A 12,312-nucleotide genomic window follows, 5' to 3' on the forward strand; every position below is an offset into this window, starting at 1 on the left:
CTAATAGTAAATACATTTCAAAAAATTAATTTTTTGAGAAATTTTTGGTGTGGGCTTTAATTCTCAATAACCAATACTTATTGACAGAACTGTTACTGTTACGTACTTTTAGACTTTTTATTTACATCGAACTCAGGTGATAAAGATTTTCAAGAATTCCTTGACCCTGTTTGCAGAATTCCAGCTTGGAGATGGTTGGTTGCTCAAAAAAAGCAAGGTTTTTACAAAGGTGATCATTTTCAAAAGTGGCTAGAAGAGAAACTGTCTCAGCGGTTGTTAGGTACAAGCAAAGGCTCGCCTCTCTTTAGAGATTTACCAATCCCCTTAGCCGTTGTCGCCACAGATATAGTCAGAAAAGAAGTGGTTTTGTTCAGTAACGATAGAACGCCCTACGAACCAGTTTCTGAAGCGGTTCGCGCTTCAATGTCGTTGCCTGGTTTCTTTGTCCCAGTGCGAAGAGGAAAGTCAATTTTAGTCGATGGGGGCTTGGTGAGTAACTTCCCAGTTTGGGCGTTGCAAGATAAATACGAGACACAACCGCTACCAATTATTGGCTTGAGGCTTGAAAATCCCTATTTTTCACCAGAAGCTCATGGATTTTTAGGGCTGGCTAAACTTATTGCTGAAGCTACAATCAATGCTAGAACTGGTTTAGAGCAACTACAGGCAGAACAATCGCAGAACTGCCACATTATACCGCTTCCAACTTTAGGAGTGAATGTTACAGACTTTGCTATATCCAAAAGTAAAAAAGAAGAACTTTATATTGCTGCTCAAGATAGAACTTTGGCACGTTTATCTAACTTCCGTTAGTTACCTTGAAAAGGCAAGTCCTAAATAACTAATGGGACTTAGACAAAAAACACCGATAAAATAGCCTCAAGCGTATATATGGACATGGTTTGACATCGTTTTGATTTGTTTCTTGATATGTTTAGTTTTCAGATGTTTTTAGGTATTTGGTGTATTTCCCATGTTCTGTAAGGGTTTGAGGCTTATTTTTTCATCAAAAATGTTTAAGTCCTACCTATGCGCCTTCCTGTTTGAGCGATCGCCCTTTCTCTCTGAATAAGCGATCGCTATCTTAAGACTAATTTGCCATGATTTACCCTAAAATTATATAGACCAAAGATTAAACAACAGGAGAGATCATGAGTTATCAAGACATTATTACGATTGAACCTGAAAAACGCAGTGGAAAACCTTGCATTCGCGGAATGCGTATTACTGTGTATGATATTCTAGAATATTTAGCAGGTGGAATGACAGAAGCTGAAATTCTGGAAGATTTTTCAGAACTGACATCTGAAGATATTAAGGCTTGTCTTGCTTTTGCTGCTGACCGAGAGAAAAAGTTATTTGTTGCATCTTTATGAAACTGCTATTAAACGAAAATTTATCAGATCGGATTGTTGATAAAATTCTTGATTTGTATCCTGATTCTCAACACGTTAAAACTTTAGGACTTATAAATACTGATGATGCTATTATTTGGGAATTCGCAAAAATGAATAGTTTTATGATTATTTCCAAAGATTCTGACTTTCATCAACGTAGTTTACTTTATGGTCATCCACCAAAATTTATTTATCTACGTATTGGTAATAGTCCCACATCAAAGATTGTGCAGATTTTGAGAGATAATTTGGCCACAATTACCCAATTTGATAGTAGTGACATGGAAAGTATTTTGGTATTAACTTAATTACACTCCCAGATATTGGAGATTTATATTTTCTGATATACAAATCATGCGTAAAGATATTTTAACCAAATGTCTCTGAAATATATTGTAAATGTTGCTGCACAGGCGCAATCGCATTAGCAACAATCATCCCACTAAGTAAGTCGGCACGATAAAATCAATATACATTTTTTTCGTAAAAACCCTTAAATAACCTATCTATAAGGTATTTGTCGAATTTACATTTCGTTACATATGTTGATTGTTTAACGCCAACTTACTTAGCAGCCACAGCCGGCAACCCAATCCCCGGAAAAGTCGAATCTCCACAACACAACAACCCCGATAAAGGTGTATTACCACCAGGAAATAAACCCTTCCCTGCCGCTATAGCAGGTCCATAACTACCATGATGACGACGCAAAAATCGCCCATGAGTAAGGGGAGTACCTACCAAACTAACTTCGCAACGGGAACGAATATCAGGAATAATTCTTTCTAAAGCTTGCCACATCACCTCTGCACGTTCTTGTTTTAATAACGCATATTCTTCGCTATTGCGTTCCTTTCCTTGCCAAATAGCATAAGGTTCATTACCGGGAGTATAAACGTGAATGACGTGCTTACCCACTGGTGCTAAAGACGAATCAAGAACTGAAGGAATAGATACAACTACCACATTTTGCGGTGCAGTTACGCCTTTGTCCCAATCGTTAACTACAATGTAGTGAATACCTAGATTCTCAGGCAATCCTGCTGCATCAATACCTAAATGCAGGTGCATAAAACTATCACATTCAGGTGTTGCTTGTTGCTTTTCTACATACCGTTTAGGTAAAGCCCCTTCAGGAATGAGTTTGAGAGTATCCCACACAGAAGCATTAGAAACAACAGCTTTACTAGCTCGGATTTCTTGACCACTCCGCAGTCGCACACCCACAGCACGGTTATTTTCTACTAAAACTTGCTCCACATGAGCATTCAAAATTAACTTACCACCATGTTTATTCAACCCCCGTACCAGTGCATCAACTAATGCACCACTTCCCCCAATCGGATAATCTAACTGCACACCAGGACGATACCAATCTGCAAACATAAACGCCACTTCTGCGGCTATTGTCCCATTTGCGGGTAATCCAGATAACAAAAAACAAAGTAAATCTAACCAGTTGCGAATAAAAGGGTCTGTGATTACACCATCAATAATGTTAGAAAAAGACCCTGTTAATTTGATCACGTTAGCGGCCTGTTGCAGTAAAGCTGGGGCAAATTTACCCATAGTTAACACCGCACCTAAATCGTAGCGCAAGGCAGAGGGTGGGAGAGCAGTGGCACTCTTACCCAAAGGTGTCATAATTTCCTGGAGTTTGCGCCATTCTGCTACAGCGTTATCTCCCCGCAGTTGTTGTAATATTTCACAGAACTGGTCAGCACCAACTTGAGCATCAAAGTAGCCTTCTGGTAAATAACAACCCCAGGTATTGTAATTGACGCAGGGTAAATCTTCGCCAATGGCATCTAAAACTTGACGTAAGGGATTAGGTGAAGGGCTATAGGATAAACCAGAATATAAAGAGGGTCCAGACTCAAACTTGTAGCCATTGCGTTCAAAAGCATGAGCCGCACCACCGGCAATGGAGTGGCTTTCTACTACTGTGACATCAATTCCATAGCGTGCTAAGAGTGCAGCGCAACTCAATCCGCCAATACCGCTACCAATTACGACTACTTCTGTGTTACTCATAAAGAATGCTTGATGACTGGGCTTTTTCAAAAATCATAGATAATGGATTTATTCTCAATTCTCGTCAACTTTGGTTAGCAGCAGGTTGGCTGGAAAAATTCAAATCATGTAACGGTATGTAAGGTTGATTCAATCCGTTATTCTTGTTGAGTTTTAGCAATTTTACAAAACCCAATATATTTGGATTTTATCACACGAACCTACTTACCTATTGATGATTCATGTCAGCAAGAATAAAAATTTTATCCATTTGAATGTGTTTTCATAAAAAATTACAATTTTACTTTTGTTATATCTGGCTTTATTTTAGCATTTTAGTCATCTCCTAAAAGGGTTGCAGCATAACCATACTTATTTTGATGATTCTTATTTAACCATCTTTTAACAGCCGCATTTTCACAATCTTGTTTTTGATGTCCATCTTGTTTTTTAATAAATTCTGGTTCTAAATTAATTACTTGTTTTTGATTAGGAGAAACTACAATGGGTGTGACACAGCCATGAAAATAAGTTGTAGTTCCATTTCGATGATTACGAAAATTACAATGAGGGCAACTAATTTTCTTAGATGAGAAATATTCTGTCCCATCTAAAGCGATTAAAATTTCTTCATCTAAGTAGACAAACTTTTTCAAAACTCCATTTTTATTTAACCATTCATAGACCTCTTGAAAAGTCATAAAGAATATTTAAATTCACCTGATGTCTAATGACCAAGTTGGGCTTTAGCCTGTTGCCACAGGGCATCTAATTCTTCTAAACTATAATCTGTCAACGGACGTTCAATTACATCTTCCATTTTTTGCAATCGTTGAATAAATCGCTGACTTGTCCCTTGTAAACCCGCACTAGGATCAAGTTTATGCCATCTGGCAATTTGAATAATGGCAAATAGTAAATCACCTAATTCTGATTCTTGTCTTTCTTTGGTTTCTTCAGCTAAAGCCTGTTGAAATTCCCCTAACTCTTCATGAAATTTTCCCCAAACTTCATCCACATTATTCCACTCAAAACCAACTTTAGCAGCTTTTTCAGAGATCTTCATCGCCGCATTTAAGGGCGGAAGACTGCGACGATAACGATTCAATTTATCACTGAGTTTTTGCTCTTCTACAGTTTCTCCTTTTTCTGCTGCTTTAATTGTTTCCCAATTTTTGTGTACCTCTTCCATACTTGCCACAGTCACATCAGCAAATACATGAGGATGACGACGTATTAACTTTTGAGCAATACCCTCAGCAATTTCTTGCAGAGAAAAATCACCCGCTTCACTGGCAATTTGCGCCTGTAATACTACTTGTAATAATAAATCACCTAATTCTTCAGAAATAGCCTTTTTATCCCCAGTTTGAATTGCATCTACCACCTCATAAGCCTCCTCAATCACGTAAGGAGTCAGGCTTGACGGGGTTTGTGCCAAATCCCAAGGACAACCTTGAGGTGATCGCAATTTCGCAACTACATCTATTAATTCTTGTAATGCCGCTAAAGTCTGATTAACTTCCATATTTTTACCGCTTTTTGACACTGCGACGACTGGGGCTAACTTTACGTTTCTTAATTTTGCCACGGGGAAGTAAACCTTGAATACCCTGTTTTTGAAATCGTTTATAACCGGAAACAGTCCAATCACTACAAGAATGACTCATTGCACCGAGTTCACAGCCGACAAAGAGGGCAAAAAATTCTCCATAATATATATAGATGGTCTTCCCCACAGTTCCCCACAGTTCTCCCCAATTCCAAGCCACATTTCCCAACTTGGTGAAAATCATCACCACCACAATGGCTACCAAGGCCAAAAAAGTCGTCAGATACACCACTCTTAATGTTGTACCAATAATCGGACCGTGAGATAAAAAAGAGCGATGGCGCAGACTTTTTTGATAAGGTAGCCAAATCCATCGCAGAAAACCCCAACGCTGAAATTGACGGGAGTAAATATCCAAATCGGGACCAAACATCAGCCCCCCAAACATAAACCCACCCGCCACTAACAAAGTCATATTACTGCTGTGAGTGGAAACCAGCGTTATACTCGCCACTACAGGCATAGACCAAATAGTAATGCGATCATGCGTTTGACCAGAGGGCATCTTAGAAAATTAAAAGTTCAAAATTAAAAATTAAAAATTTTAGTCCTGAGTCAGTATAGCTCAATACCGTTTAAATCAAGCTTTCCCAGCTCTAAAAAAAAGTTTATCAAAAGACTTGCAAAATTTGGCAAGGCTATGCTATATTGATTGAGTGAAAGAAACGGGCGGTTAGCTCAGTTGGTAGAGCGCCTGCCTTACAAGCAGGATGTCATCAGTTCGAGTCTGGTACTGCCCATTTAAAATCGAAATTCTCTTTGCATAGCAGTTTACAACTAGTTGTAAACTGATAGAACATTTTTTGGCTAAATTTTTAATTAGATTAATCTTAACCCACCTTCGCTAACTTCCCACTGGAAACCCGCGCAGGTGGGTTTTTTCATGGCTGGCTGCTTCTCTAATTTCAGATAAGCAAGGCTTGTCTTTAACATCAATTATTTTTTTGTCAAGTTCTATTGACACTTTGTAACAATCTTGTTATATTAATTTACATAAAGTAACAAACCCAAGAAAAAACATTATGTATACCACAACTAATGAAAAAGGCATTCTTAACAACTACGCCAAAGAACCCAAACTTTACTACGCAGAATTTCCTACAAAAGCGCAACAAAGCACCTATGCCTTTCAAGGTGTAGTAGCAATATTATTTTTAACTTCTATAGTTCTAATTACCTTGGGGGTTAGCTAAAATTTCCCGCTTCGGTATTTGTATCTAATCGTCATTCAAATTTTCTCCTAATTAACCCTGGTCAGTTTCGCCAGGGTTTTTTATTGCTGAGTTAAAAAATCTTGTGTAATCTGGTTTTTAAAATTCGAGTTTCATCTTCATAAATTTATTTTTACTCGCTAATTTTTTGAGGAATGAGATAAATTATTCCGGAAACAATTGTTAAGATTACAGATATCCAAAAGGCAATTAAAACCGGAGTTTGCCAAGTTGGAGATAAGGGGGAAATTAGTAGAGATATGGCGATGATTTGACTAACCGTTTTCAGTTTACCCCAAATATTTGCACCAGTAATAGTAGTTTGATTAACTCGCCAACCTGCGATCGCTAATTCCCGTGCTAAAATTATAAACACTGCCCAAGCTGGAATTTTTCCCAATTCTACCAATACTAACAATGGTGCAAGTACCAATAATTTATCTACTAAAGGATCAAGAAACTTACCTAACTCGCTAATTTGGTTAAGTTTTCTGGCCAAATATCCATCTAACCAATCAGTTAACGCTGCAATTAAAAATATTGTCAAACATATCCACTTTGCTTGATTTGTGGGATTGTATAAACCGTAAAGTAAAAAAGGTATTCCTAGCAGTCGAGAAAAAGTAATCCAATTAGGTAGAGTCATGACAATTTAAAATTACAAACCAAAGCTAATTATATAACCGTATGCAATTGAATGAGGAACAAAATTTATATTGGGAAAGGGAATAAGTAATTTTCCAAGTCCATTCTTTCTTCTTTCTTCCCTCCTGACTCCTGACTCCTGACTCCTCTATTACAAATCTTTGATTATTTTCACAGCAGAGATTCCTGTGAATATTGCCACCAATAACCAGGTAATAGCTAATCCCGCAACTTCCCCTAAAAATAAATTGGTACTTCTGTGCAAAAATAAACCTACAGTTGAACCAATGGGGATAGCTATCATCCAAATCATCATATTCACAAATATCCATTTCCATGCTGAAGAAAATGATGGAGGAATAGCTAACCACCATTGTGATATACCAATTAATAAACCACCAATACCACCAATAATAATTCCCGCAAAAAGTCGCGTGGGTAGAAACGGAGAATTAGTCACAGTCCAACCCAAAACACCAATCCCCATTGCGGCAATAATTACCCAGGGAAAAAGGGTAGATAATACCCACTTTACAGGAGAAATTATTTTTCTGAGCAGATAACTTTGGGGGATAGCAATTGTTAAACTCCCGATAGCAGCTTCCATGAGACTCATATCTGGTTTTTCATTAATCTCAATCATTAATAAACTAAATAAAAAACCCAATGAAGTAGCAAAAATCCATTTTAATGTAAAATTTAGAATTCGATATTTAGTTTTAACAGGTGATAATTGCATGATAATTTCTTTAATTTTAATGGTCTAAGGGCTTGAGTATCAAACATCTTCAAAAAAGCCTGACGACGCTGATAAGGTGATTCGGGAATAATGTAACCCCATAAACTTTCCCAATAGAAGAAAGAGAACCCAGCAAACTTTTGATTACGGACTATTTTCACCTGTTCCTTAACTTGATCAATATCTACAGGCTTTAATAAATTTCCTGTTGATATCCCAATAGCCACGGGAATTTTTTTCATGGCTGATTTTATTGCTGGTTTAGACATTTCTTGAATAAAAGAGTTTTTTTCACTGCGATATACTTGTAAAATCAACTCATCTATCAGATCTTTTTTCACCCAATTTTCCCAATCTTGTAAATAGTATTTATAAGCAAAATATTGTGAATTCGGAGAAAGAGATATTTTGGCATAGGGTTTAATTGCCTTTACAGACTTAAAAATACTGTCCATAAATGCAGTAATTTTATTAGCCCTCCAACGCATCCATTTGGGGTCAAAAGGATTAATAGGTGGTGTTTTTCCTTGATGTTCTTTTTGATAAAGTTGTATAGTAAAAGCATCATAACCAAACTGTACAGGCATTCCAAAATGATCATCAATTTGAATGCCATCTACATTATAATTTTTGATAACTTCTAAAATTAAACCGCGGATAAAATTCTGGACTTCTGGATGTAAAGGATTTAACCAAGCTTGCTTATAAACTCCATTGATCATATCTTCTATTAAATTTTCAGATATAGATTCTACACCCTTTTGTCCAATAGTTAACCAGTCTGGATGTAGTTTAGCTAAAGCAGAATCAGGAGGAGTCATTAACCCATATTCAAACCAAGGCATTATTGTCAAATTTTTACTTCTGGCTAATTTTACTAACTTGGCTAAAAAATCATTCTTACCATGAATAAAATTCAGCAAAGGTTGACTATCTGAACCTGTATTTTTTTTTGCTAAAGGACTTTTATAAAAGGTGTAACCTCGATTCCAAACTACTGGATAAATGGTATTAAAATTAAGTGCGGCTAATTGATTTATAGCCCTTTCAATACCCCAAGGAATATAAAATACACCACTAGCAACATTAGTCAGCCAAACACCACGAATTTCTGTAGTTACAGGTAGAGAATTTGAATTTTGAGTATAACTAGGATTTGCAGAAATGGGAAATATTGTTAAACTAATGACAAATCCCAAACACAAAAAATACACAAAAAACCGCCGTAATACAGAATTCATTAGTTAAATAAGTCTAGATTGCTAATATCTATATAACTACAAAATCCAATTTTATTGTGGGGATTAGATAAAGATATGAATATTTTTTGATAAAACAAGGAACAGAGAAGAGGGAACAGGAAACAGGGAACAGAAAAATATTTATTCTTCATTCTGACTCCTGACTCCTTTCTTAGAATCTTTCTACACCTGAGAATTGTTGAATAGATGCTTTAGCTGCTTCTCCACAAGTGCGAGGTGTGGGAAAAATCTTGCCAGGATTTGCCAAACCTTGGGGATTAAATACCTGTCTTACCCATTGCATTGTTTCTAAATCAGCTTCACTAAACATATCTGGCATATAGCATTTCTTATCAGCACCAATACCATGTTCACCGGAAATACTTCCACCTACTCTTACACATAGCCTGAGAATTTCTCCTCCCAATTCTTCGACTTTTTCCAATTCTCCATGTACAGAATTATCAAATAAAATTAATGGATGTAAATTACCATCTCCAGCATGAAAAACATTAGCAATGGGATAACCATATTTATGACTTAATCTTTCAATTTCCTGGAGAACATAAGGTAATTGAGTCCGAGGAATTACCCCATCTTGTACATAATAATCAGGGCTAATATGTCCCGCAGCCGCAAAAGCTGCTTTTCTGCCTTTCCATAATTTTAATCTAGTTTCTGGGTCACTAGCACTAGTAACATCTCGCGCCCCATTCTTTTTGCAAATTTCTATAACTCGCTGTTTATTGGCAGAAACTTCTACTTCTAAACCATCAATTTCTACTAATAAAATAGCCGTAGCATCACGAGGATAACAATTAGTAGCAACAACATCTTCTACGGCATTGATACTAATATTATCCATCATTTCCATGCCACCGGGAATAATCCCCGCGCTAATAATATCAGAAACAGTGGCAGCCGCAGCATCTACGCTGGTAAAATCTGCTAGTAAGACACAAATAGATTCCGCACTCTTGAGAATTTTCAGGGTGATTTCTGTGGCAATTCCTAATGTTCCTTCTGAACCCACAAATACACCTGTTAAATCATAACCCGGCATTTCAGAAATTTGTCCACCAACATCAACTATTTCACCGTCAGGAAGCACAAGTTTTAAGCCCAAAACATGATTTGTTGTCACACCATATTTTAAACAATGGACTCCCCCAGAATTTTCGGCAATATTGCCACCAATGGAACAAATAATTTGACTAGAAGGGTCAGGTGCAAAATAAAAACCAGCACCACTAACAGCTTGAGTCACCCAACTATTAATTACTCCTGGTTGCACTACAGCCCGTTGATTTTCTAAATCAATACTGAGGATTTGTCGCATTAAAGAAGTGACAATCAAAACGGAATTTTCTGTTGGTAAAGCCCCACCAGATAAACCCGTTCCTGAACCTCTGGCAATAAAGGGAACAGAATATTGATTGCAAATTTTAACAATTTCTGATACTTGTTCTGTGCTTCGGGGTAATACTGCAACTGGGGGACGTTGTTTATAGCTGGTTAAACCGTCACATTCATAGGTGAGAAGTTCTTCTTTGCGTTGAACTACGCCTTTTTCACCAACTACAGCGACAAATTTTTTGATAATAGGTTTCCAGTTGATTTCTTTTTTATTTTTGGTAAGCATGGATTTTTGACGATTAACTGTAGATGTTTATTTTTACTTTAATGCTACTGGTGTTGAAAAACTCAAAATCTCAAACTTTGCGCCTTTGCCCCTTTGTGTCTTTGCGCGAAACATAATTTATGTTACCAATAGATATCTCCAAAATAAGTCTGCATTGATTATTAACAGGTGATGTACAATCGGATATGGTATTATACTAAACCTTATTGATTTTGATAACGCAGCTTTAGCCATACTTGTTTTTTATGAATTTTCGTAATGAGTTTAAATTGTTACTTCGCGCTCGTTATCCGTTGATTTATATTCCCACTTATGAGGAAGAACGGGTAGAAGCGGCGATTCGGGAAGAGGCGATAAATCAAGGTAATCGTCCGGTGTATACTTGGGATTTTGTGGACGGTTATCAAGGAAGTCCTAATGATGTGGGGTTTGGTAAACGTAACCCGTTACAGGCTTTGGAGTTTGTGGAAAAGTTGACTGCTGCTGCACCTGCGGTGTTGATTTTACGAGATTATCATAGATTTTTGGATGATGTGGCGATCGCTCGTAAACTTCGTAATTTAGCCAAACTGCTGAAATCACAACCGAAAAATATTGTCCTATTATCCCCTCGCGTCGCTATTCCTGACGATTTGACGGAAGTGCTGACGGTGGTTGAGTTTCCCCTACCTAACGCCTCGGAAATCAAAATGGAGGTGGAACGGTTGTTACAAGCCACCGGGAATCCGCCTGTTGGCAAGTTTTTGGATGATTTGGTGCGTTCTTGTCAAGGGTTGTCTATGGAAAGAATCCGCCGGGTATTGGCGCGAGGAATCGCCACTCATGGACAATTAGAACCGGAAGATGTAGATTTAGTTTTGGCAGAAAAGCGGCAAACTATCCGCCAAACCCAAATTCTTGATTTTTACCCCGCCACTGAGGAAATTACTGATATTGGTGGTTTGGATAATTTGAAAGATTGGTTAATTCGGCGTGGGGGTTCGTTTAGCGAAAAAGCCCGACAATATGGTTTACCTTATCCCCGTGGGTTAATGTTGGTGGGAATTCAAGGAACTGGTAAATCTTTAACGGCCAAAGCGATCGCTCACCATTGGCATTTACCTCTGTTACGATTAGACGTAGGGCGGTTATTTGGTGGTTTGGTGGGTGAGTCAGAATCCCGCACCCGGCAAATGATTCAAGTCGCAGAAGCGCTCGCTCCCTGTATACTTTGGATTGATGAAATTGATAAAGCTTTTTCGGGTTTGGGTAGCAAAGGTGATGCAGGAACTACCAGCCGGGTATTTGGGACTTTTATCAATTGGTTAGCGGAAAAAACTTCTCCTGTATTTGTTGTGGCTACTGCTAATGATATTCAGGCGTTACCACCAGAAATGTTAAGAAAAGGGCGATTTGATGAAATTTTCTTTGTCGGTTTACCCAGCCAAGAAGAAAGAAAAGCCATTTTCAATGTGCATTTATCCCGATTGCGTCCCCATAATTTGAACAGCTATGAAATCGAAAGATTAGCCTACGAAACTCCCGATTTTTCCGGTGCAGAAATTGAACAAACGTTAATTGAAGCCATGCACATTGGCTTTAGTCAAAACCGTGATTTCACCACTGATGATATTTTAGAGGCTGCTAGTCAAATTATCCCCTTGGCACGAACTGCCCTCGAACAGATTCAAAAACTCCAAGAATGGGCAGCATCCGGTAGGGCGCGTCTAGCCTCAAAATACAGTCCTTTAAGCGATCGCATTCAACGTCAATTATAGGAGTCAGGAGTCAGGAGTCAGGAGTCAGGAGTCAGGAGTCAGGAGTCAGGAGGAA

Annotated in this window: 11 protein-coding genes, 1 tRNA gene and 2 pseudogenes; 6 read left to right on the forward strand and 8 right to left on the reverse strand. The window is 37.8% G+C overall.

Features of this window, described 5'->3' with window-relative positions; all coding sequences use genetic code 11:
* Positions 1–156: 156 nt before the first annotated feature.
* The 3 genes and pseudogenes from PN450_RS20860 to PN450_RS20870 form a co-directional block, all read left to right on the forward strand.
* A pseudogene (locus PN450_RS20860) lies at positions 157–813 on the forward strand (patatin-like phospholipase family protein); the annotation flags it as partial.
* 338 nt (positions 814–1,151) lie between these two features.
* Positions 1,152–1,376, forward strand: a complete 225-nt coding sequence (locus PN450_RS20865; protein ID WP_271837434.1) for a DUF433 domain-containing protein — start codon at positions 1,152–1,154, stop codon at positions 1,374–1,376.
* A complete protein-coding gene (locus tag PN450_RS20870) occupies positions 1,373–1,705 on the forward strand; it encodes a DUF5615 family PIN-like protein (RefSeq protein WP_271837435.1) in 333 nt (110 codons plus the stop codon). The genes PN450_RS20865 and PN450_RS20870 overlap by 4 nt, the downstream gene beginning before the upstream one ends.
* A 256-nt stretch (positions 1,706–1,961) precedes the next feature.
* Here the strand turns inward: PN450_RS20870 and PN450_RS20875 are convergent, their stop codons facing one another.
* The 4 genes and pseudogenes from PN450_RS20875 to PN450_RS20890 all read right to left on the reverse strand — a co-directional run bounded on the left by PN450_RS20875 (position 1,962) and on the right by PN450_RS20890 (position 5,527).
* Positions 1,962–3,431 (reverse strand): phytoene desaturase family protein, encoded by a 1,470-nt coding sequence (locus tag PN450_RS20875; protein ID WP_271837436.1) that lies wholly within the window; start codon positions 3,429–3,431, stop codon positions 1,962–1,964.
* 317 nt (positions 3,432–3,748) lie between these two features.
* Positions 3,749–4,108 (reverse strand): annotated as a pseudogene (locus tag PN450_RS20880) (ISNCY family transposase); the annotation flags it as partial.
* Positions 4,109–4,137: 29 nt separating this feature from the next.
* Positions 4,138–4,938, reverse strand: coding sequence for a nucleoside triphosphate pyrophosphohydrolase (gene mazG, locus PN450_RS20885; RefSeq protein ID WP_213800102.1), 801 nt, complete (start codon positions 4,936–4,938; stop codon positions 4,138–4,140).
* Positions 4,939–4,942: 4 nt separating this feature from the next.
* Positions 4,943–5,527, reverse strand: coding sequence for a metal-binding protein (locus PN450_RS20890; RefSeq protein ID WP_271837437.1), 585 nt, complete (start codon positions 5,525–5,527; stop codon positions 4,943–4,945).
* A gap of 162 nt (positions 5,528–5,689) precedes the next feature.
* On the opposite strand from PN450_RS20890, the gene PN450_RS20895 reads away from it, so the two are divergent.
* Positions 5,690–5,762 (forward strand) — tRNA-Val (locus tag PN450_RS20895).
* Between the two features lie 282 nt (positions 5,763–6,044).
* Entirely contained in the window at positions 6,045–6,215 is a 171-nt protein-coding gene (gene psb34 / locus PN450_RS20900; RefSeq protein WP_168632213.1) for a photosystem II assembly protein Psb34, read from the forward strand.
* 151 nt (positions 6,216–6,366) lie between these two features.
* Here psb34 and pgsA read toward each other — a convergent pair whose 3' ends face one another.
* The 4 genes from pgsA to glcD form a co-directional block, all read right to left on the reverse strand.
* Positions 6,367–6,879 (reverse strand): CDP-diacylglycerol--glycerol-3-phosphate 3-phosphatidyltransferase, encoded by a 513-nt coding sequence (gene pgsA / locus PN450_RS20905; RefSeq protein ID WP_168694740.1) that lies wholly within the window; start codon positions 6,877–6,879, stop codon positions 6,367–6,369.
* 150 nt (positions 6,880–7,029) lie between these two features.
* Positions 7,030–7,617, reverse strand: a complete 588-nt coding sequence (locus tag PN450_RS20910; protein ID WP_148766062.1) for a hypothetical protein — start codon at positions 7,615–7,617, stop codon at positions 7,030–7,032.
* Positions 7,578–8,858, reverse strand: coding sequence for a glycoside hydrolase family 10-like protein (locus tag PN450_RS20915; protein WP_271837438.1), 1,281 nt, complete (start codon positions 8,856–8,858; stop codon positions 7,578–7,580). The genes PN450_RS20910 and PN450_RS20915 overlap by 40 nt, the downstream gene beginning before the upstream one ends.
* A 172-nt stretch (positions 8,859–9,030) precedes the next feature.
* The gene (gene glcD, locus PN450_RS20920) at positions 9,031–10,500 is read right to left on the reverse strand and encodes a glycolate oxidase subunit GlcD (protein WP_271837439.1); all 1,470 of its coding nucleotides are present in this window, start codon (positions 10,498–10,500) and stop codon (positions 9,031–9,033) included.
* 245 nt (positions 10,501–10,745) lie between these two features.
* Here glcD and PN450_RS20925 point away from each other — a divergent pair, with 245 nt between their 5' ends.
* Positions 10,746–12,257 carry an AAA family ATPase gene (locus PN450_RS20925; protein WP_148766056.1) on the forward strand — a complete coding sequence of 504 codons (1,512 nt, stop codon included), beginning with the start codon at positions 10,746–10,748 and terminating at the stop codon, positions 12,255–12,257.
* Positions 12,258–12,312 lie beyond the last annotated feature (55 nt).

It is taken from the genome of Dolichospermum lemmermannii CS-548 (assembly GCF_028330815.1).
Classification (GTDB): domain Bacteria; phylum Cyanobacteriota; class Cyanobacteriia; order Cyanobacteriales; family Nostocaceae; genus Dolichospermum; species Dolichospermum lemmermannii.

Bases quoted from the DNA above. Each gene is read 5' to 3' on its own strand.
- PN450_RS20865 (WP_271837434.1), top strand. From the start codon at position 1,152: ATGAGTTATCAAGACATTATTACGATTGAACCTGAAAAACGCAGTGGA.
- PN450_RS20870 (WP_271837435.1), top strand. From the start codon at position 1,373: ATGAAACTGCTATTAAACGAAAATTTATCAGATCGGATTGTTGATAAA.
- PN450_RS20875 (WP_271837436.1), bottom strand. From the start codon at position 3,431: ATGAGTAACACAGAAGTAGTCGTAATTGGTAGCGGTATTGGCGGATTG.
- mazG (WP_213800102.1), bottom strand. From the start codon at position 4,938: ATGGAAGTTAATCAGACTTTAGCGGCATTACAAGAATTAATAGATGTA.
- PN450_RS20890 (WP_271837437.1), bottom strand. From the start codon at position 5,527: ATGCCCTCTGGTCAAACGCATGATCGCATTACTATTTGGTCTATGCCT.
- psb34 (WP_168632213.1), top strand. From the start codon at position 6,045: ATGTATACCACAACTAATGAAAAAGGCATTCTTAACAACTACGCCAAA.
- pgsA (WP_168694740.1), bottom strand. From the start codon at position 6,879: ATGACTCTACCTAATTGGATTACTTTTTCTCGACTGCTAGGAATACCT.
- PN450_RS20910 (WP_148766062.1), bottom strand. From the start codon at position 7,617: ATGCAATTATCACCTGTTAAAACTAAATATCGAATTCTAAATTTTACA.
- PN450_RS20915 (WP_271837438.1), bottom strand. From the start codon at position 8,858: ATGAATTCTGTATTACGGCGGTTTTTTGTGTATTTTTTGTGTTTGGGA.
- glcD (WP_271837439.1), bottom strand. From the start codon at position 10,500: ATGCTTACCAAAAATAAAAAAGAAATCAACTGGAAACCTATTATCAAA.
- PN450_RS20925 (WP_148766056.1), top strand. From the start codon at position 10,746: ATGAATTTTCGTAATGAGTTTAAATTGTTACTTCGCGCTCGTTATCCG.